The following is a 22,388-nucleotide window of genomic DNA, read 5'->3' on the forward strand; positions in this document are numbered from 1 at the left end:
TTAGAAAGTGTAACGAACACCTACACGCATTTGCCATACAGATGCATCAGTTTGTACTGATGTATTTGCATTATTCGCATTAAAGTCAGAGTAAACGTAACGACCCTGATCATCAAGTGATGTTGAAATCATGCTAGCGCCTACGAATGGACCTTTCTTAAGTACGCCCCAATCATCGTTTAACAGGTTAGTAAGGTTATCAATTACGAAGAATGCTTCACCTTTATGGCCTTCCATAAAGCCTGGAAGCTCTTGTGTAACTTTAAAGTTAAACTTAACAAACCAATCAGAGTTTTCTGCGTTACGGCTAGTCGTTTGACCACGTTCTAAACCATTTGATGCAATAAATTCATTGAATTCATTGATATCAGCAGCACTCATGTTGTAAACAACGTTTGGATCGTTTTCAAGTGGAACATACAATAGCTGGCGGTTACCATTCCAGTTGTTGTCACCAAAAGTACCATCACTTCCATCAAACGTGTAGCTGTATGGTAAGCCTTTATATGCTTCACCGAATAGATTAAAGCGAGTAGCAAAACCATCAACAAACTCATGAGTATAACCAAGAGTCATAGTGAAACGATGTGGAATTTCGTAATCAGATGAAGCAACACCTGGGTTACCTGGATCTGTTAGCGCAATGTTACCGTAGTTTGAACCAGCTACAGAGCTTGTCATTGGGTTAACATCATCAGAATCTGTGTAGGCATAACCAAAGTTAACGCTTACACCATTATCAAACATCTTGCTAACCGCTAATGAGATAACAGATGAATCACCGCTATCACCACTTACATTTGTTAGTAAGTATTCGTTTGAACGACCTTCAATTGATTCGTAAATAGGGCGGCCATCAAATGTAGTTTCGCCAGAATCTTGAAGCGCGATGTCACGCATTAACGCAGCATCTTTTTTCTTCGAGTATAAGTAATCAAGAGAGATTACGTACTCGTTTTCAGTTGTATACGTTGCACCAAGTGAGTATTTCCACTCTGATGGGATTTCAAAGTCTGGGTCAACAGCGTTTGCAACTGAATCGCCTGAGCCGATTACAGTGTCAGCTACTGCATCAAATTGAGACTGAGGTACTTCAAATCCTGGAGTACCATTATTTACATTAGGTGTTGCGAACAAGTCGATAGAACCAAACTGGTTTGCACTAATGTTAGTAATGCCGTCGTTTGAGTAAGAGTTAGATAACCAAACATTAGGGTTACCGCCTGAGAACAAGCCAACGCCTGCACGTACTTCAAGTGCATCTGTAGCGTACCATTGGAAGCCTACACGAGGTTGAATTAAATCGATACCATCAAATGTACTTTGGTTACTGTAGCCATAGCGGTCAGTAAAGTTTTGATTTAAGTTAGGTACATCATCACTTGTATATTTGTCATAACGTAGACCAAACGTGATGTTTGCATCTAAATCGGTGAATGAATACTCGTCTTGCACGTAAAATGTATGCTGAGCGTACGAAAAGCTTGCAGCTGCATCGTTAGGATCATTTGTACCAGCAGCATTGTTGTAGTAAATAGCACTTGCAATACCATTTTCAAAATCATCAACATTGTTGAAACGGTATTCACCTTCAGTATGCTGAACGAATAAGTTAAATACATCTAACTCTTCAAACTCGTAACCAGCAGTAATTGTATGTTGATCTAGGTAATAAGTACCTGCAACTTTAAATGTAGTTGTATCGTAGTCTAAGTCATTAGATTGACGTGAGTCATCTGGACCAATATAAACTGTACCACCATCTTCGGTACGAATTTGCATTTCACCAAAGCTGCTTGCTGCATCTAGTGATTGTACTGTTGCATCAAGCTCAGACTTACCAATACGAACTTCAGTAGAGAAGTCATCTGACCAATCAGAGTAAACAGATGCAATGATTGAAGTGAATTCTGCACTTTGGTCATAAAAGTGGTTAGATAGTGATACACGGCTAGAGCCAGTATCTGACTGTGAAACAGTATTACCATCGTTGTAGTTATAGATTAAGTTTGCACGGTGATCTTCGTTGATGTTCCAATCTAGTTTAACTAAGATTTTTTCATCTTCAACAGGCATACTTGAAGGCATTCCGCCTACATCGTAACCATATACAGTTTGAGCAATGCTAGTGATACGCGAGATATCATCAGCAGTTACACTGCCACTGCTTAAGCCATCGTAGTTAAACTGTTGAACACCTTCAAGTTTTTCATATGAAGTGAATAAAAATAGTTTATCTTCAATTAGTGGAAGACCTACGTTGAAGCCGTAACGTTTTTCAGTATAGTTACCGTTATCAACGTCATCACCTTCAATTTTATCACCCTTGAAAGAGTCGCTAGTGTAATCGTAGAAAACAGCGCCATGAACATCGTTGCCACCAGATTTGGTTACAGCGTTAATGTTACATGATGTAAAACCACCGTATTGAACGTCAAACGGTGCAAGCTCAGCTGAAACTTGTTCAATTGAATCAAAAGAGAAAGGGGCGCGAATAGTAGGGTAACCATTTGAGCTTAAGCCGAAGTTATCGTTCATACGAACGCCGTCTAGCGTTAAGCTATTGTAGCGAGGGTTACCACCACCACAGTTAATTGAACCACGGCTATCATCAATTGTGATACGTGGGTCGATACGGATAATGTCTTTTAAATCACGGTTAATAGCTGGTGTATTTTCAAGATCAGTTAGCGTAAATGTAGACGCCGGACCAGTACCACCAGACATAGCGCTAATTGGCGCGCCAGAAACTACAATTTGTTCCATGCTTGATTGTGACTCAAGAGAAACGTTTACTGGATAATCGTTACCAATATTAAGAATAATGTTATTGAATTCTTGGTCTGCATATACATCTGAATCAACAATTACTTTATAAGGACCGCCAACTCGCAGGCCTTTAGCTGTGAAATAACCTGCGTCATTTACTTCAGTTGTTTTTACTGATCCAGAAGGTACGTGTAAAATTGTTATTTTAGTGCCGGCTGCTGGGTTGCCGTTAGGCCCCATTACTTGACCTTTAATTGCAGAGGTCGTTTCGTTAGCCATTGCAGCGCCACTTACACCAACACATGCTGCAATAGCAAGTGAAAGAGCTGTTTTGCGTAATTGAGTTTTCATTTAATTTTCCCGTGTAGTTATTAATTAAATTTTTATATTTTTATTTTAAAATTTTTCAAAATAAACAGTTAAAGTTCATTTATTCAAAATCCGTTACTAGTGTACCTTATTTATTCGTTACAAATAAAATACAACTGCAATATATTTTTAATAAATAGTACTATTTTTGTCTATTTGAGTGTTTTTTTGAGCAATAACTCTATATCGGGGTATATATTACGTGGGCTTTATGACAAACATGTGAAATTGGGGTGTGAAAAATAAAAAACCCATTACAATTTTGCAATGGGTTTTGTTAACAAATAACTTAATGTGTTATTACTTACCTATTAAGACTTAAAACTTGTAGCTAATACCAACTTTAGCCTGCCAAGCTGATGACGATGAATTGATTTGTGAGTAATTACGCACATCTGCACCGCCAAAGCTGTTGTCTATTTTATATCTGCCTTGGTCATCAAGGCCACCAAAGTCATAAATAGTTTGGTTAGAGTAACCTAAGCGTTTTTCTACACCCCAGTCGCTGTTTAGAAGGTTTGCGAAATTATCAATCATTAGATAAACCTCACCAGTGTGACCTTCAGCAAAGCCTGGTATTTCTTGCTTAATGCTAACGTCCATCGTAGTAACCCAAGGTTGAGTTGCTGTATTTTTACCTAAAATACCACCACGCTGAGATATACCAGCACGCTCTAGTAATGGTTCTAACTCAGCCCAAGTCATACCTGATTCATCCCAGTTTACATTTGGATCATCAGCACCTGTAGGTATATATGGTAAGTAAGCACCATTACTGAAGAAACTACTCGTATCACCCAAATCACTGTCTTTATACATGTTCATTGTATAACTAAATGGACGACCTGAACGACGTTCAAAATACACGTTAAACTTAGTCGCATACCCTTCAAAAAACTCTGTGTTATATGCTAAGTTGATTTTAAAGCTGTGCTCAACTTCGTAAAAACCACGTGCTGCAATATCTTCATTACGATTTACTGTAATATTATGCTTGTAGTTGCCTTCCGCTTGAGAAGCTGAACCGGCTGATGACTCGGTAACATCCTGGTGTGCATAGCTTGCCGATACAAACAGGCCATTGTCCCATTGTTTAGCAATACCCGTTGAAATAATAATTGAACGACCATCATCCGATGAATTAGTCATTTCTATGTCAGCGTTATCAGCTAAAGAGCCACTATAAATAGTTTCATTTATAACGCGTTCACCATCAGCTGCAATACCGATTGGGTTAATAGATGTATTATGCCATACCGCCTCATTCTCTTTTTTATGATAAGCAATCTCTGCTTGCCATTTAAAGCCATCACCTAATAGTTCAGAATCAAACTCATATTCAAAACCTATTTGGGTGCGAATGCTTGAAGGCAATTTAAAATCAGGGTCGATATAAGCAACGCTACCAGCACCTTGTTCTAATGAATTTTGAATTTCACTAGGCACCTGAGTAATATCGGCAGTGTTATTTGCATAGTAGTCGTTAATTACATCGTTAGGAGCAGATACTAATGTAATACCATCGCTTTGGAATGAGTTGTTATACCAAACATTTGGAATACCACCTTGGAAACGACCAATACCACCGTTAATAGTAAGGGCTTCTGTTACGTAGTATTTAAAGCCAACGCGAGGAAGTATAATGTCTAGACCATCTAGATTTTCTTGGTTAGTAAAGCCATACGTATTCGCAAAATTTTCATTTAGAGTTGGTTTATCATCTGATGATAAACGCTCATAACGAACACCTGCTGTAACTTCTAAATCGTCACCTACATAAAAAGTGTCTTCAATGTAAAGTGCTAGTTGATTGCGTCTTACATCATATGCTGTATCAGCTGAATCATTAGTGTAAGCATTCTGATAAGAGAAATCATAAGAACCAATTTCACGGTTTTCAAAATTTTCTAAGCTATCAAACTTCCACGTGCCAAGAGAGTTTTCAGCAAATAAGTTATATAAACGAAGTGACTCATATTGAGCACCAAAGTTTATTTCATGCTCATCCATTAAATAGGTAGCATCGAGTGTAAAAGTTAAATTTTGCGTTTCAGAGCGGTTAGCATGACGATATTGATCTGTACCAAAGTTGTAAGAAGGGCCATTTCGACCATCTTCATCAACTGAAATACTACCTAGATTTGAGCGAGTTGCGCTATCAGAGGTAACATCTTTATACGACACACCAATTTCAGTAGAAAAATCTTCAGTCCAATCAGAGTAAAGCTTTGTTGAAAAGTTATTGAACTTTGTTACGTAGGCGTAGGTGTTCGATGTAAGTACAATATTATCGCCACCGGTGCTAGTGTTACGCTCATCTTGATCGTCTTGCCATTGGTAAGTAAAATCTAAACGATGGTCATCACTTGCGTTCCAGCTTAGCTTAACTAACAGGTTTTTATTTGTATCTTCTGGCGCACCTGCTAATGAATCAGTCAAGCCATATTCATTATTTAAAATAGAAATGAAACGGTTATAGTTAGCTTCAGAAGTATTAAATTCGTTGGCTGCACCAGAGCCGTCAAAGCCGTAATCAAGATCTAATTCGCTTGACCATTCTGAATAGTTAACGAAATAAAACAGTTCGTCTTTAACAATTGCGCCACCAACGTTAAAACCAAATCTTTCTTCAGTTTTAATCGGCTCTACTTTATTTGTAGAATAAGTTTTATGACCTAGCTCATCAAGGTCATCTTCTTGAACAATGCTATCGACATCGCCTGCAATCTCTGGAGTAGAGATTTCATAAAAGCCAGAGAACTTAAACTCATTTGTACCAGATTTTGTTACTGCATTAATAGTACCGCCACCAAAGTTACCTTTAGAAGCTGAGAAAGGAGATACATCAACAGAAACTTGTTCAATAGCATCAAGTGCTACAGGAGGCTGAGAAGTGGGGTAGCCACCAAAGTTCAAGCCAAAGTCATCATTTTGACCAATACCGTCAACTGTTAAACCGTTGGTACGAGGGTTACTACCTGCAAACGTTAGCTCGCCATTACCATTAATACTGGCAAGTGGGTTTAAGCGCGCAATATCTTTAATGTCGCGGTTAAAGCTTGGCATATTTTCAATAGTATCAGAACCAAATGAGCTGCTTGAGCCACCAGATTGCTGAACGATTTTATAACCAGACACTTCAATTTTTTCAATGTTTAGCGGAGCAAGCTGCGAACTTAAGCGGTATGTTTCACCCAGATTTAGATAGATATTTTCAACAGTTGTATCATTAAACTTATCAGAATCGATGATAACCATGTAAGGACCACCTACACGTAAGCCATTAGCGATAAACGTACCACTTTCGTTTGTAGTTAGCTCGCTAATAGTTCCCGTTGGTTGGTGAACTACTTTAATTTTAACGTTTGCAGCACTGCCACCTGAAGGCGTCGTAATTTTACCACGCATTGCAGATGAAGTATCAGCAGCCATTGCGCTTGTAGAAACACCTAGAGCTAAAATTACCGCTCCAGTTAATTTCGAAAGGCGAAGCTTAGTCATAATGTTGATTTCCCGTGTGTAGGTTATATAAATTTAATACTGTTTATTTGTCAGTCGTCATTTTTAGTGCCGTTTCTAACTCTTTTGCAGAAGGGTCAAATAAGGCGTTTAATAGTCCAGCTAGTCGAATACCCGCTTGTTGTAGGCGTGTTTTAACAATTGGAGTGTTGTTATAAATGTAGCTGTACCCAACTTCGTCGTTGGTGTACTTATAAATTTTTGTTGCTAAATTGTGTGATTCTTCAACCCAAGTTTTAGGTGAGCTTTGTAAATACTCAGCAATTAACTCGCTGTTATTTGTATCAATAAATTGAGCGTATTCAGTAAACGACAAGTTCTCGTTCTCAACTAACTTTGTATCCCAAAGGCTGTGAAGATTTGTTTCTTCGTTAAAAAATGAAACCTTAATACGGTTACCACCTCTGTCTTCACCTCGACCGGCATGAAATGGCTGATGGCTATCGCCTACTAAATGCACTAAAAAACGCAAACTGAACTGCTTAGCATCTAAGGTGCTATTTTTATCAGTGAGTGTTTGCATTGAATAGTGAATGCCTTCTAGGATATTACTTACAGATTCTTTGTTTTTAGTGTGATCGTGATTGAAGCTGAAAGATTTTCCTGGTGCTGCATTAATATAATGCCAACGAGATGATTGCTTTTGCCAAAAGTCGCCAGGAGCAGAGCGCATTTCATCAGGCCACGTTGATATTTGCGCAAGTGACTCACCATCTAAATAAGGTTTAATTGCTGCTTTAGTTGTTTCGCTTATATGAGATTGTGCAATCTGCCCTACAATACGGTGGCCATTTTGACCCCAAGCGTGTGAGTTAGTGCTTGTGAATATCGCACTAATCAAAAGCGCAGAAGATATCGAGTACTTTATATTGTTATGCATTAAAACTTCCTAAATGAATATTTCATGGGGTTGCTATAAGCTAATGCGGTCAATTGTCCTCATTTTTAATGTTGATAGGAAGGACTTATTAAAATTCATAATTTCTTATTAAATTACGTTTAAAATCAATCTCTTATATTTAATAGGTAAAATTACTTGTTGTAATAGGTAAGCGAAATTGTTCAAATACCCTATATCGTCTATTTTTGGGTGGCATTGCTTTGAATTATAAAAATATTGTGTTGCACAAAATGTTAATTGTTACATTTTTGTTTCTATTATTGGTCGTTACGTGGGTTTGCGGTCAAGTTAGTGTATACAATGATGATTTACATTTTCCGGTTATGATCGAAACCTCAACAGAGTGTCAAACAACTGCTACAAGTAATAAAGACCAATTAATTGTTTTTACACAATCAAAAAAAATAGCCAAGTTATTAACACAAAAGTTATGCTCTGATAACGTAGTAGCTAAGCAATATGGCTCGGTAAAAGGGTATTGGGGATATAGAACGGCAGATAGCTTTGAGTTTGTTGGTAAAGGAATTGCTGACCTAATTTTGGCTAAAAGCAATATTATGGCTGCATTTAAAGCGGAGTCGACCTATAACTACCAACCCGTAGTTGGTTTTTCTGACTACACGGCTTTCTTTATATCTTCTAAAGAAAAACCTCGAATTACTAAACAATATTTTTTAGATAAACGCATAGGTTTGCTTGATTATCCTACCAGCCGATCAGGGCATATTTTACCAAAGCAAATGTTTAAAGAACTGGATATAAATTTAGCTAATTTGAAAATCACTTATGCTAGTTCTCATAACGAATTACGCGATTTACTCGCCGACGGAAAAGTAGATATTATTGCTTCGTTTTGGAAAGAGAGTGACGAAAAACGTTTTTCAAAAAACTATATTACGCCTTTGAGTAATAATATTACTGGAACAAGATGGTATTTAAAAATGCAGCAAAATAATACTGATTTATTATGTGCAGTACAGGCAAATTTGCTTGATATGTCTAAAGATCAAAGTTTGCATTATTATCAAAATGCACAATCGTTTTGGAGTTGCGGTACTAGCTCAGTAAACTTAAAAGAGGAAGTTAGTGATGAGTAAATATAAACAACTACTTGTTTTACTATGCTTATTTTTAACTTTATCTTCTGTGTTTTATATTTCTGTAATTCAAAAAAGCCAGCAAGTAACTAAACAAAAAATAACGCAGATAGAAAGGCAAATAGCACTCGACTTACCATTACTTGATTTATCAAATGAGCTGCTAAAGCATTCGGGGAATAAAGATGCGGTTAATAGCTATATTAAAACCTTAAATAGCTACATTAATTCGAACGATCTTAAAGTTGTTGCTATTGCACCAAAAGGCGAAATGCTAGCACCTGTAAACTTACACCAAATAACACGTAGTTTGAGCACTAATAACGGACCTGTATTAGTTGTATTTAACGTTCAGCAAACCCACTTTACATTAAGCCATTTTATTTACTATTTTATATTTTTAGTATTAAGTGTGTTGATTAGTTTTTGGGTAAAATTTGCGTTTATTAAACAAAGTGATAAGCAGTTTAATAATGCGCAGCATCAGTCAATTACAGAGCCTACGCCGCTGATGCTTATAGTTGACCTTAACGATAAAACACTATCAAGTAGTTGTAGTGCAGAGCAAAAAGTGGGTTTAGCCAATAAGCCATTATGCTTTTATTTAGCACTTGTAGAGTATTGTACAAATAACGATGATGTAGCGCTTAGTCATAATAAAGATGTACCAGAGGAGCTTCTAGAGCTCGCTAACAAGTATTTTTATAGGTTGGTAGAGCTTGGTCATACGGTTAGAAAAAGGCCTAATTTTAATAATAGCCTAGAAAAAACCTTGAGTGAGATACGTGCGGCATTAGATGAAGTACTTAGCGAGTGTCCTGAAGAAAAAGAGTTATATTACCCACCTAAAGCCTATGGAGAAGGCTCTCGTTCTCGTTTGCATAGTTATGGGCTGGCAAATATTAAAAAAGGTAATATTGAAATAAGAGGAAAGTAACTAGATTACTTTCCTCTTATTCTTAGAGGTTATTTAGGGGTAAACTCAGCCGCTTTGAGAGGGCTATTTTTTGAAATAAAGTCTTGAAGTGCTTTAGCATCTGTTTCGTCTGTACTTACAAAGCCTTTTTTATTTGTAAGTGCAGGATAACCATCACCGCCTGATGCGTTATAGCTATTTAGACTCATTCTGTATGTTTTATTTTTATTAAGCGGTTCGCCATTGATCAAAACATTAACCAACTGATTATTTTTACGCTCAAACGATATTTTATGGTATTGCAAATAAGCACCAGCATCCGGTGGGAAGCTCGTTACTGTATTTAAGTAATCCCATAAATCACTGCCTTGCCAATCCATATAAGTAATGCGGTTTTTAAAAGGATGTACTTTTAAAATATCTTTATAGCTTACTTTACCAGCCTCTATTGAGCTGCGAATACCACCGCCACTTATTAATCCAAAGTCTGCATTTACTACATCCATTTGAGCTTGAATAATTACACGTGCAAGGTTTGTTTGTTGGTAACGAACTTTATTTCTGTCACCTTCTAAGCGAGCATCTACTTCACCAATGGTACCTTCAATTTGTTTAGCGCCTTTAGCTTGGTATACCGCTAAATAAGATTCAAGTTTAGGGTCTGGTTTAATGTACTCGTTTGCTAATACTGCTTTAGTAGAGCCATCAGCTTGAACTTTATCTACATACAAATTAACAGGCATGAGTTTGTAGTCTAGTAACGTTAATTTTCCGTTTTCAAGCTTAAACTCAGCTTTACCAACATACTTACCCCATTCATGGGCTTGCGTAATGTAAGTACCGTTTTGCTGGTCTGGCTTACAGGCAAGGCCAGGTTTAAAGTTGTCGTCATTTACATTTGTATCACTCATACACACAGGTTCTTGTGAGTGCCCGCCAATGATCATATCAAGTGTGTTTGCAGGAAGTGAGCGAGCAAGTGTTACATCACCTGGTGCATTAATGCCAAAGCTAGCATCAACATAATGACCCATATGAGTCAGCGCAATGGTAATGTCAGGGTTGTACTTAGCTTTTATTTCTTTAGCTAGCTCTGCGGTAACGTCAACAGGGTCTTTAAACTCTAAGTGGCCAATATACTGAGGATTACCAATTTTAGCTGTGTCTGTTGTTGTTAATCCAATAACAGCAATAGTTAAGCCATTTTTTTTGAATATTTTATAGCTATCAAACGCATGTTCGCCTGATTCTTTTTCAAATATATTGGCTGATAGAAAAGGAAAGTTCACCCATTTTTGCTGTTGCTTCAAAACATCAATAGGATTATCGAATTCGTGGTTGCCTAATGCCATTGCATCATAACCAATCAGCGACATACCTTTAAAGTCAGGTTCTGCTTTTTGTAAATCTGACTCAGGAATACCGGTATTAATGTCACCACCAGAGAGAAGTAAAACGGCATGACCTTGCTTTTGGGCGTCATTACGTAAAGAGTCAATTAACGTTTTGCGAGCGGCCATACCGTATTCGCCTTTTTCGTTTTGCCAAAAACGGCCGTGATTATCATTAGTATGAAGAACAGTTAAATATTCAGTAGGAGTACTGTTAGAGGTTGATTCAGGAGCAGGAGATGTACATCCAAGTACACTAAAAATAATCGAAAATAAAATAATTATACGCATAAAATACCTATGGATTAAGGTCTACTTAATTTATCAAGCGGGTAGTTTAAACTAGTTTTATGCTAAAAAAACGTACTTATTGACATTTTATTTAGAAGGTACAGTTAATCGATTTGTGGCGGCACTTTCGCGACGCTTTAACTCTGCATCCGCATATTCCCGCTTAGTATGGTTTATACCTACCATCCACGTTAAAAAGCTCGCCGGTAGTTTTGTGTATGGTTCACCTTTGTGTAAACCAAAGTCGCAAATTGTTTGTTTAGTGTGTGGCATTGTTAGGTCCTGTTGTTTGTGTTTTTTTAAGGTAACAAATAAGTGACCACACTTTTAAGATGATTTAATTTTAAATAGTTAGATTTATATAGCAAAAAAGAATATAAATAATGGCATATGTAATTAATTTGTTATCAACACGGTCTTAATTGTATCAACTCACACTTTAGAATCGATTTTAGTCGCCGATGGCATTAATGTGTTAACGCATTAACTAATTATTTAAAAAATATAACAACAGGAATAAAACATGAAAAAACTTTTACTTGGCTCAGCATTTGCTGCAGCAAGTTTTACAAGCACCGCTACTATAGTTGAAATGAACACGAGCCAAGGTGTCATAGAGATTAACTTGTTTGATCAACAAACCCCCAAAACAGTCGCAAATTTTTTAAGTTACGTTCAAGACGATTCATATAACGAAACAGTAATTCACCGCTCTGTTAGTAACTTTGTTATTCAAGGTGGTGGATTTACATTTTCTGATTCGCTAGATGCGATTACTACAAAGCCTGCTGTAGAAAATGAGCCCGTTTTTTCTAATGTTAAGGGCACCATTGCGATGGCTAAATTATCGGGTGATGCTAATAGCGCAACAAGTCAGTGGTTTTTTAATATTACAGACAATAGTGCAGCACTTGATACGCAAAATGGTGGCTTTACTGTGTTTGGACAAATTACTGCAGCAAGCCAATCAACGTTAGATAAAATTGCAGCGTTAGTACACTGTGGTGAAACACCCGTGGTTGATATTACTGCTGAGCAATGTGCAAGTACTGATGTAACAATTAGTAGTGCTAACTTAGTGACTATTCAAAATGTGGCGGTAATGGATGATGATCCTAATTCAGCAGCAGGCCTTACTGTTACTGAAAATACGTTAATTGATTCTGACACATCAACAGATCCTAGCAGCAGTTCTGGCGGCGGGTTAATTTGGCTTTTAGGTGCTTTTTTACTTGCGGTACCTCGTTTAAAACGTGCTAAATAATTAAAATTAACGTTAATGTGGATGGCCTAAACCAGCCGTCCACATTACTATTATTAAACTTTGCTATTTAAAATAGTACTCGCCAAACCATTGCTAGCCAAATTGAAAACACACAAACACAACCCAGTAAAAATACGTTAAAACGTGCGCGTACGTTGTTTTCACCTAAATGAATAACGCTATGCACAATACGTGTTGCTACAAATAAACAGGCCAGTATTGCCACAAGTGTACTGGCGCTATTTAGTTGCAGTGCAAGTAAACACCCCGCGTAAAAAAGCACTGGTATTTCAAACTGATTTGAAAAATTTCTATCTGCCACCCTAATAGTGTCGCCAGCCTTATCTAACTGCATTGTTTTAAAATCACTTAAATCTAGTTGTTTATTTTTAGCTGCGGCAAAGCGCCTTTTACCCATAATGAGCATGACAACCAGTGAAAGCGTAACTTGTGCAAACATGGCAAGTATGATGATTTTTTCCATTGTTTTTCCTTATTATTTAGAATTTGCGTATTTTTTGATATTGAATGATTTTTAGTCTCGCAAGGTTGGCAGACTTCCAACTAATATCCAATTATGAAGACATTTTTCACAATGTGTTACACAAAATAGCGTTATTTTGTAGAAAGTTATTAATTGAAAATGTTAGTTTAGCTTAACTATATTGCTTTGAATTGGCGCACGCTATTTTGCGCAATACTTTTTAATGGAAAACAAAAATGAAAAAGATTATTGGTTTTAGTGCCATCGCACTTGCAGTTTTAAGTGGTTGTTCAAATACGGCTTCGGTTTCAGTGGCGCCTCAGGCCTCTTTACTATCAGATACGTTAGTCGTAAGTCCTAACGATAACCGCGAATATAAAACACTTAAGCTGGCAAACGACATTGAAGTAATTTTAGTGTCAGATCCAGGTGCTGAAAAATCAGCAGCGGCACTAAGCGTTGGTGTTGGTTTACTGCACGACCCGATGTCGCAGCAAGGTATGGCGCATTATTTAGAGCACATGCTGTTTTTAGGCACAGATCGCTACCCAGACACAAAAGGGTATTCTGATTTTATGACCAAAAATGGTGGCGCGCACAATGCTTACACGTGGCTCGATATTACTAATTACATGTTTAAAATTAATAACGACGCGTTTGATGAAGGGCTAGACCGTTTTGCTGACTTTTTCAAAGCGCCTAAGTTATACCCAGAATACACAGATAAAGAAAAAAATGCAGTAAACGCAGAGTGGTCAATGCGCCGCGAAATGGACTTTTTTGGACAATTTAAACTCGCGCGTAAAATGATGGGCGATCACCCGGCTAATCGCTTTTTAATTGGTAACCTAGAAACCCTTGGCGATAAAGAAAACAGTTCACTTCATAAAGAAACGGTTGATTTTTATAATAAATACTACTCTTCAAATATTATGAAAGTTGCGCTTATTTCTAATTTACCTATTGCTGAAATGGAGCAAAAAGCGCAAAAATACTTTGCTGATATAAAAAATAAAAATATCGAAAAACCAACAGTGACTGCAAAACTTGATTTTGATAACGCTGGCGGAAAACGCGTGTTTTATGCACCAAATGAAGATGTAAAACAGCTGCAACTTGATTTCACCATTGCTAATAATAATAGCGAATTTGCACTTAAACCAAACCGATTTGTAGCGTATTTACTAAGTAATGAAATGCCGGGCAGCCCAGCGCAACTTCTTCGTGATAAAGGATGGGTGTCTCAGCTTTCAGCTTCAGCTGCACCAAATCAATATGGCAACTATGGTTCGTTAAATGTAAATGTAGAGCTTACAGATGAAGGCATGAAAAATCGTGACGAAATAGTTGCGACTATTATGCAGTACATCGATTTAATTAAAAAAGAAGGCGTTGATAGCAAGTACTTCAACGAAATTCGTACTTCCCTTAATAACCAGTTTAAGTTTTTAGAAAAAGGTGATGAGTTTAATTATGTAAGCTCGCTTACGCAAAGCATGCAAGACTATCCGTTAAATCACGCTATTAATGCACCTTATTATTATGCAAAGTTTGACGCTGACGCTGTAAACAATGTACTTGAGCAGTTAAATGCCGACACCCTTCGTATTTGGTATGTATCGCAGCAAGAAGAGACAGACTCACAACTACACTTTTACGACGGTAAATACCGCATCAATGACATTAGCGATGATGAAATTGCCAGCTGGAAAAAACCAAGCGAATTTAAGTTAGCACTACCAACAGTAAACAATTTATTGCCTGAAAATTTTGCAATAAAAACGCAAGCATTTAAAGAGCAAAAACACCCAGAACTTGCTTACGATAAAAATGGTGTAAAAGTATGGCGCCAAGCAAGTCAAAAATTTGCAGAGCAGCCAAAAGGGCTTGTTGAAGTTTATATAAATACTCAACCAGGTTTGAACGATATCAAAGCAGAAGTACTTTATTCTGTTTGGGCTGATTTATACAATATTCAACAAAGTCAGTTAAGTACCGAAGCAGCAATCGCCGGTATGAGCGTAAGCTTAGCACCGAGTAATGGCCTTGTTTTATCTATGAGTGGTTTTACAGATAAGCAAGATGTATTGCTTAAACAAGCTTTAACCGGCTTAAAAGCTGATGAAACAGCACAAGCATTTAGCCAAGCGGTAGATCGCTTTAAACGTAATTTACTAAACCAACAAAAGCAGTTTCCGTATGCACAAGCATTTGGCGAGTATTCAAAACTAACCCGTACAGGTGGCTTTGATACAGATGCGCTTATAAAAGCCGCTGACTCACTGAGTGTTGCCGACTTAGCACAATTAAAAACAGCTACGTTTGCACAAAACGATTTACGCGTATTTAGTTACGGTAACTACGATCAGCAAGATATTGACGCGATTGCACAAGAGTTAAGTGCAACATTACCAAGTAATCATAAGCGCAGTGAATTTGCACGAAGCAAAGCGTGGTTGCCACAACCGGGCGAAACACTGGTACTGCAAAAAGATATCGATGTAGCCGATGTAGCGGTGGTTGATATGACCGTTCATCCTGTTGCGGGTTACAAACAAAAAGCAGAAGCAGCTGTATTACAAAGCCACTTTAGAACAGTTGCGTTTGATAAAATGCGTACTGAGGAGCAACTTGCATACGCAGTAGGTGCATTAGCTCGCCCAATCGAGGATTACTCAGCAATTGGTATGTATATTCAAACACCAGTTAAAGGACCAAAAGAAATACAAGCTCGTTTTGATAAGTTTAAAAAAGAATACGCAGTTGAACTTGATAACATGAGCGAAGAGACTTTTGAGCAGCTGAAAAACTCTACCCTTGTATCACTTAAAGAGCAGCCTAAAAACTTAAGTGACGAAATGAGCCCACTTATAAACGATTGGTACCGTGAAAACTTTACCTTTGATTCTAAGCAAAAGCTGATTGATGAAGTTGAAAAAGTAACGCTTGCAGATATAAAAGACTACTACAAGCAAACAATGCTTAACCCTAATGCTGCACGTTTAAATGTGCAATTACGCGGGACTAAGTTTATAGAAAGTGACTTTGCCGATTTACCAAATCAAACTAAAATCACAACGCTTGATGCCTATTACAATGGTATTAAACTACAAAAATAAGCTTTATTTATGTAGCTAAAATAAACCCCAATGTATCACTACATTGGGGTTTATTATTTATCTCACTATATTTACTAATAATACCAATTCGCTTAATTAAGTGATCTATTTTGAGGATGGAAAAACGTGTTGATAGCTAGGCAAAAAATTCGCTATTTAGTTGTTCTAAATGAAAATTTTTTAACGCAGGTAGCAACTCGTTTAGCCCCGCAAAATGATTAAGTATTATTGCGGATTGGTATAGTATTTAAGCCATTATTAAAAAGCCTATAACAGCTAATGCCGCAGCAATTAGCGTGTATGGCAATTGTGTAACAGCATGGCTCATTAAATTACAACCAGAACCTTGCGCTGCGAGTACGGTTGAATCTGAGTAAAAACACGCTTGGCTACCAAAAGAAGAAGCCGATAATAGCGCCCCAATGACCAGTGGTATGTTTGCATCAACCGCATTAGCCAGTGGCATAACAATGGGAATTGATACAGCAAAAATACCCCAGCTAGACCCCGTTGCAAACGCTAAAATAGCCATTGAAATAAATACCACGGCTGGTAAGTATGCAGCGGTCATATAAGGACTTAAGCTGCCAATAACAAACTGAGGCAAACCAATTAAGTCGCATACATCTTTAAATATAAACGCAGCTATAACAGTACCAATCGCGGGGATCATACTTTTAAAGCCATCAAGCATGCGTTCAATCATTTCACTTACACTCATTAATTTTTGTAGAGCATAAAACGGGAGAGTGACCGCCATTGTTGCTAATAAGCCTTTGTATACGTCTATTTCAAAGTAAACAGTAAATGCAACCAGTAAAATAATCGGCACCAAAAAGTTACGTAATTTACCTTTAGGATCAGCATCTTCAAAGTTCTCTTCTACGGCTTTTACCGCATATTCATCCGCTGTTTGAACGTCATTGTATTGAGCAGGGTCGACTTGAGCTTGCTCAATTTGTGCCATTTGCTCTGCTTTTTTCATTGGACCAATCGCAGGAATAATACCCAGCACAACAAGTAAAACAACAAGCACTGCAAACCACGCATAAAACATGTACGGTATGGCTTGGATATAAACTGCAATCCCTTTGCCTTCTTCTGCAATACCGTTATCTACAAGTAAGCCACCAAAAAAAACCGCCCAGGTAGATAAAGGGACAAGTACACAAATTGGTGCAGCAGTAGAGTCTACAACATAGGCAAGCATCTCACGGCTCACTTTAAATTTATCGGTAATGCGTTTCATGGTTTCACCCACGGTAAGCGCATTTAAGTAGTCATCAATAAAAATAACTACACCCAAACAAAAGGTCATAAACAAAGATGAGCGTTTACCTTTAGTGTATTTAAGGGCTAACTTGCCAAAAGCCGATGCGCCACCTGTGCGCACTAATAGCGCGATTAAAGCACCGAAGCCACCACATACAAGTATTAGCCAGCCGATGGTTTCGTCTGTCATCACTTTTAGCGATGTACTCGCAAAGTTAGTAAGTACCTGTGCAGGATCGGCGATAACTAAACCAACTAAAGCACCAATAAGTAAAGATAAAATAGGGCGGCGTAATACAACAGCCAATACAACTACCACCAAAGGTGGCAGTAAACTTAACGCAGAAGGTTCAAGCATTTAAGTATTCACAAAATTAAAAGCATGTATAAAAATTACAATAGTATTAATTTTTAAACTGCTTATACAAAAACAAAGAAGATGATAAGTTTGTTGTAAAATCATCTTCCAAGTCACTGCTTTTGTACGCGAGGGAGAGACACATAAACAGTTATGTTAAATAGCGGCTTAAGTGAAACGCGTTGGCTTTGGCGCCAGACGGTGCAAGGAGTGCAAACCGCTATTGTTGTGCCTGTAAAAACATCGGCGCAAAAATAATCTGCTTTTTAATTTCAGTCAACAAAAAGTTACATGCAAAACAAAGTTTTTTAGAGGAGCTTACATTGAACGCTGTATTTAAAACAAATCGATTGTTATTGCGCCATGCAAATGAGCTTGATGCAGCTATTTTACTTAAGCTAGTTAATCAGGCGAGTTTCATAGAGCATATTGGTGATAAAGCAATCTATACCCTTGATGATGCCAAGTCGTACATTATAGGGCCTATTTATCTTTCGAGGTTAAATTTGCAGCAGTATGTTTGGTATTTAGGCAAGGCAGAGCCTATGTAGTGTGGTTATTCCCCATAAATAGGCGATAACACAGCATAAATGCCAAACATGCGCTGCCCGAAGGGTTCTACCTAGGGGCAATTAACTCTTTGTTGCTCGGTTTTTACTTAGCCCACTAGGTTATAAACCTCACGCCGCGATTAAATCGCCCCTAGATTGAACAAATTTTAATCCTGAAAGGTCAACAGGCCCTAGTCATTTATTGCTTCTCATGTACGCCAAGGCTTTGGGCCTTACATTATTACTTTGCATAATGCTGTAGTGGTTGGCGTTGTTGGGTTTTATAAACGCGCCGCGTTACTGCAACCTGATTTAGGTTTTGCACTTGTAAGCGTTTTTGAAAAAAAGGGTTATGTTTTTGAAGCGGCCAGCGCACTTTTGCAACATAAGCATGAATTTGGAATTACAAAACTGTGTGCAATAACATCACCAGATAATAGGGCATCGCAGAATGTGTTGTTAAAATTGGGTTTTAAAATAGAGGGCAAGGCGGTTATCAATGATGACAAAACCGCCGTGATTATATTGTCACTTAACGATTAAAGTCTTGCTTGTTCTATTTGTTTTGCAACATTTAGGTTTATATTTAGCCATGTTGCTTCAAGTGTTGAAACTAAACCGTCATAGCCATCATCATCAATAGGGACCAATTGCGAAAAATTATTAATACTTATAAGGCGTCGGCCTGTTTCAGGGTGTGTGTAATATAAACGCCAAAGCCCAGAAATATCAGCGTTACCTTGCATATCGCCATTAAAGTGGTGAATTTCGTATTCAAGCTCATAAAACGTTTGTTGATCAAGTTCAGTAATGACCGGTAAGCCTTTTATTACCATCCAGTTGGGCATAGCATTAAAAAGTGTTTGCTGGGCTGTTGCAGTAAGCATTACATCCGGCGATTCGCCCCACAGGTTATAATTTGCAGCATGAATTTGGTTGCTATCTATTTTCATAGCAATGCCCAAATTATTTAAAGCGCCTCTAAGTACAACAGTTTGCATTCTTAGTTGCGCATCTGTATCTGCAACGTTTCGAGACGATGCACCTATAGGCTGCTCAAACTGGTAATACTGTGTCGCAGTTTGTATTGATGAACTACAACCTGCCAATAGTAATAATAAACTTGCAGTTAAAAATAACGATTTCATTATTGCTTCCTTGGTTTTGGATCTGCTGGTAATGATTTATCAAAAATTAGCATATTAGGTTGCTCGTTTAATCCGCGAGTTAGAGGCTGTAGGCCCTCACTTAAACGTTTAAACTCTTTTAATGTTTGCTGTATTTGATGATGAAGTTCAGAACCGGCTTGGTAACTGGCCATGGTTTTATCAAATTGGCGCATAGTGACTTCAAACTGCTCCATGCTTTTTGTCATCTTTTCGAAATTACGGTTAAAGTCGCCAGGTAAGTTTTGTGTATCTTTTTGGCTTAGCAGCTCTCGCATTTCATTAGCAAGCGCTCGGTAATCGGTAAATGTAGCTTGCATTTGTGCCAAGCTATCTTCAACTTTTAAGTTATTTACCTTATTAAGTACGTCAGAAACTTGATCTGCTAATACAGTTATACCGCTAGAAATACTCGGAAAAACATCATACTGCACAAGTTTACCTAGGTGTGCTTCTGGCGCGTCGGGGTATATATCAAAATCTACATACACAGCACCCGTTAATAAATTACCAGGCTTTAACGAGGCGCGCATACCACTTTCAATCCAGCCTTTTAAACTACCTTGCCAATACTCTTTTGCTGAAGCACTGTCATGATACAAGCGTCCGTATTCTACTTTTATAAGCACTGGAACCGCCGTATTATGGTTTCTAAAGTGGGCAGGTTTACCGTCAATAATTACATTGGCAGGGGTTTCAACAACAGTACCTACACGCATACCTCTGTATTCGACAGGTGCACCTGTGCGTAGTCCTCGAACTGATTGTTCAAATTCAATTAGGTAGTAATCAAAATCATAAAAGCGCTCTTCTAACGCCTCTTTATAGCTTTGGCTTAATGAAAAGCTATGCCCATCTTGTGCTATTTCACCCGGGGCCTGTTGTTCAGGTAAACCAACCGAAATACCGCCTTTTAATAGTTTACTCAAAGAGCCCGTATTAATATTGATACCATCGGCAGATAGGTCAATTTCAATTCCTGCGTTCACCCAAAATATTGAGTTCATGGTGATCAGATTTTGATAAGGGGCTTTAATAAATACGCCATACTTCATTGCTTGGTTTTCCCAATCAAAAGTGGCGGTTTCTATTTGCCCTATTTTATAATTTTTGAAGAATATACCGGTGCTTACATCAAGTACTTCAGCGTTGTAACTCATTAATTTAAAACGACCACCTTTCACATCTTTACCAATGAGGGCGGGTTCATCTTGTAACTTAAAACGCTCTTTTAGTTCTTTACTTTCACCGGGTGAAAACTCTAAATATACACCAGACAATAACGTACTCATCCCGCTAATACCTGTTTCATCAATGCGCGGTTTTACGACCCAAATTTTGGCATCGTCAGTCAGTAGCTCGTTGTAATTTTTATCTATTTGCGCGCGAGCAATTACGCTGTCTTGCGTGTCGGATAGCCGAACATGATCAATTTGACCTATTTTTACACTGCGCACTTTTATTTCAGTCTTACCTGCAATAATACCTTCTGCTTGTGGCATTTCGATAAAAATAGTAGGGCCTTTATTAGCTTGGTATTGGTATAACATCCACATGCCCACTAACAGCGCAATTGCCGGAATGATCCAGATAGCGGAAATTTTCGGTTCTTTTGTTATTTCGGCGGTTTCGGTCATGCTTTGTTCTCTGATTTTTTGTTTTTAGGGGAATCCCACAATAAGCGTGGGTCAAAGGCATGGGCAGCCATCATTTGGCATATTACCATAACTGTAAAAAATACAATGCCTAATCCTGGCGTTACTGACATTAAATTACCCAGTTGAACTAAGGCCACTAAAATAGCAACCACGAATACATCTATCATCGACCATTTACCAATAAACTCAGTCAGTTGATAAATTCGGGTGTAACTTTTTGTATGTTTATTGGCAGGCCTTGTAACCATAAAGCATAAAAAGCTCAATACAAATGCCTTAGCAAGCGGTACAACCACACTGGCTAAAAATATAATAGCGGCAATAGGGTAGGAGCCACTGTTCCAAAGAGTAATAACCCCACCAATTAAAGTTGAAGGGGATTCATCCCCAAGGCTAGTGGTGTGCATAATAGGTAAAACATTTGCTGGAATATAACAAACAACAGAAGTAATTAGCCAGGCTGCTGCTTTTTGTACGCTATAAGGGTTTCTGACGTGTGTTTTTGTATGGCAACGCTGGCAAATATTACCGGTACATAGTTGATGGCACACATGGCAGGCTTTAATATTTTCATCTATTGCACGTTTAGCATGCTCTGCGCCTTCGAGTACTTTTACAGGCTTTATTTGAGCCCATAAGCGTGGGCGATTTAAGTGAACAAGTGCAGCTATGTATAAAATAACAAACCCCACATAAGCCCAAAAACTCGTGCCGAAGCTAATATCAGCCAGCGACATGATTTTAACCATACTAACAAGTACGCCAATTAAAAATATTTCCGACATAATCCAAGGCTCTAACGCCAAAGTGAACTTTAGTAGTCGCCTTGCTATGCCCTCTGGTAATGCTTTTAAAAGCCCAAGATGCAAAGGAATTAAAATAACAAGCAAACCCATGGGGAGGGCAATAATGCTCAAATCAATAAATAAGCCAAGTAGCTCACTATCATAATTAAACAAAATTCGAGCCGCGTCGGGCAGTGTAATAGTTTGAGTTATACCGCTACTACTAAATGAAATAAAAGGGTAAAACATACTGCTGAGCAACATTAATAGTGCGCTAAAGCTTAGTGCAACTATGCGACTGTCGTGATTAACATCGGCTTCGCAAAGTTTATGGTGACAATGTGGGCATATCGCCATTTGTTTTGCGATTATGCGAGGTATATCTATGATCAGATCACAACAGGGGCAGACAGTTTGCAATTTAATACCAAGCAAGAAGAATATTTCTTCAATTTTGCTATATTTAATACATTAATAC

General features: G+C 37.9%; 16 protein-coding genes. 6 read left to right on the plus strand and 10 right to left on the minus strand.

Translation table 11 applies throughout. From position 1 onward, the window contains the following. From H5160_RS11645 to H5160_RS11655, 3 genes are all read right to left on the minus strand, one after another. Entirely contained in the window at window positions 1-3,120 is a 3,120-nt protein-coding gene (locus H5160_RS11645; RefSeq protein WP_182737510.1) for a TonB-dependent receptor, read from the minus strand. 336 nt (window positions 3,121-3,456) lie between these two features. Beyond that, window positions 3,457-6,639, minus strand: a complete 3,183-nt coding sequence (locus tag H5160_RS11650; RefSeq protein ID WP_182197301.1) for a TonB-dependent receptor — start codon at window positions 6,637-6,639, stop codon at window positions 3,457-3,459. Window positions 6,640-6,682: 43 nt separating this feature from the next. Further along, window positions 6,683-7,537 carry a S1/P1 nuclease gene (locus H5160_RS11655; RefSeq protein WP_182671135.1) on the minus strand — a complete coding sequence of 285 codons (855 nt, stop codon included), beginning with the start codon at window positions 7,535-7,537 and terminating at the stop codon, window positions 6,683-6,685. A 251-nt stretch (window positions 7,538-7,788) separates the two neighbouring features. Here H5160_RS11655 and H5160_RS11660 point away from each other — a divergent pair, with 251 nt between their 5' ends. Then, window positions 7,789-8,655 (plus strand): hypothetical protein, encoded by an 867-nt coding sequence (locus tag H5160_RS11660; RefSeq protein ID WP_084324632.1) that lies wholly within the window; start codon window positions 7,789-7,791, stop codon window positions 8,653-8,655. Beyond that, a complete protein-coding gene (locus tag H5160_RS11665) occupies window positions 8,648-9,592 on the plus strand; it encodes a hypothetical protein (protein WP_182737511.1) in 945 nt (314 codons plus the stop codon). The genes H5160_RS11660 and H5160_RS11665 overlap by 8 nt, the downstream gene beginning before the upstream one ends. A 29-nt stretch (window positions 9,593-9,621) precedes the next feature. Here H5160_RS11665 and ushA read toward each other — a convergent pair whose 3' ends face one another. Then, window positions 9,622-11,253, minus strand: a complete 1,632-nt coding sequence (ushA, locus tag H5160_RS11670) for a bifunctional UDP-sugar hydrolase/5'-nucleotidase UshA (RefSeq protein WP_182737512.1) — start codon at window positions 11,251-11,253, stop codon at window positions 9,622-9,624. 87 nt (window positions 11,254-11,340) lie between these two features. Continuing rightward, window positions 11,341-11,526 carry a hypothetical protein gene (locus tag H5160_RS11675; protein ID WP_024594581.1) on the minus strand — a complete coding sequence of 62 codons (186 nt, stop codon included), beginning with the start codon at window positions 11,524-11,526 and terminating at the stop codon, window positions 11,341-11,343. A 250-nt stretch (window positions 11,527-11,776) separates the two neighbouring features. Between H5160_RS11675 and H5160_RS11680 the strand changes: the two genes are divergently transcribed. Then, window positions 11,777-12,517, plus strand: coding sequence for a peptidylprolyl isomerase (locus H5160_RS11680; protein WP_182712331.1), 741 nt, complete (start codon window positions 11,777-11,779; stop codon window positions 12,515-12,517). A 67-nt stretch (window positions 12,518-12,584) separates the two neighbouring features. Here the strand turns inward: H5160_RS11680 and H5160_RS11685 are convergent, their stop codons facing one another. Beyond that, window positions 12,585-13,001, minus strand: a complete 417-nt coding sequence (locus H5160_RS11685) for an MAPEG family protein (protein ID WP_149603619.1) — start codon at window positions 12,999-13,001, stop codon at window positions 12,585-12,587. 236 nt (window positions 13,002-13,237) lie between these two features. Here H5160_RS11685 and H5160_RS11690 point away from each other — a divergent pair, with 236 nt between their 5' ends. Beyond that, window positions 13,238-16,120 (plus strand): insulinase family protein, encoded by a 2,883-nt coding sequence (locus tag H5160_RS11690; RefSeq protein WP_182737513.1) that lies wholly within the window; start codon window positions 13,238-13,240, stop codon window positions 16,118-16,120. Between the two features lie 247 nt (window positions 16,121-16,367). Here H5160_RS11690 and H5160_RS11695 read toward each other — a convergent pair whose 3' ends face one another. Further along, window positions 16,368-17,750 carry a Na+/H+ antiporter NhaC family protein gene (locus tag H5160_RS11695; RefSeq protein ID WP_024604188.1) on the minus strand — a complete coding sequence of 461 codons (1,383 nt, stop codon included), beginning with the start codon at window positions 17,748-17,750 and terminating at the stop codon, window positions 16,368-16,370. 323 nt (window positions 17,751-18,073) lie between these two features. Here H5160_RS11695 and H5160_RS20440 point away from each other — a divergent pair, with 323 nt between their 5' ends. After that, entirely contained in the window at window positions 18,074-18,301 is a 228-nt protein-coding gene (locus H5160_RS20440) for a hypothetical protein (RefSeq protein WP_404936232.1), read from the plus strand. Window positions 18,302-18,502: 201 nt separating this feature from the next. Beyond that, window positions 18,503-18,844: a GNAT family N-acetyltransferase gene (locus H5160_RS11705; protein WP_310736671.1), complete on the plus strand. Its 342-nt coding sequence runs from the start codon at window positions 18,503-18,505 to the stop codon at window positions 18,842-18,844. Here the strand turns inward: H5160_RS11705 and H5160_RS11710 are convergent. From H5160_RS11710 to H5160_RS11720, 3 genes are read right to left on the minus strand one after another with little or no spacing between them, the layout of a single operon-like run. After that, window positions 18,841-19,449: a PqiC family protein gene (locus H5160_RS11710; RefSeq protein WP_182737514.1), complete on the minus strand. Its 609-nt coding sequence runs from the start codon at window positions 19,447-19,449 to the stop codon at window positions 18,841-18,843. The two genes, H5160_RS11705 and H5160_RS11710, sit on opposite strands and share 4 nt — an antisense overlap. Beyond that, window positions 19,449-21,104 (minus strand): intermembrane transport protein PqiB, encoded by a 1,656-nt coding sequence (pqiB, locus tag H5160_RS11715; RefSeq protein ID WP_002959056.1) that lies wholly within the window; start codon window positions 21,102-21,104, stop codon window positions 19,449-19,451. The genes H5160_RS11710 and pqiB overlap by 1 nt, the downstream gene beginning before the upstream one ends. After that, the gene (locus H5160_RS11720; RefSeq protein WP_259417070.1) at window positions 21,101-22,267 is read right to left on the minus strand and encodes a paraquat-inducible protein A; all 1,167 of its coding nucleotides are present in this window, start codon (window positions 22,265-22,267) and stop codon (window positions 21,101-21,103) included. Before H5160_RS11720 ends, pqiB begins: the two co-directional genes overlap by 4 nt. Between the last annotated feature and the right edge of the window lie 121 nt (window positions 22,268-22,388).

The sequence above is a fragment of the Pseudoalteromonas sp. SG43-4 genome, from assembly GCF_014164325.1.
Classification (GTDB): domain Bacteria; phylum Pseudomonadota; class Gammaproteobacteria; order Enterobacterales; family Alteromonadaceae; genus Pseudoalteromonas; species Pseudoalteromonas distincta.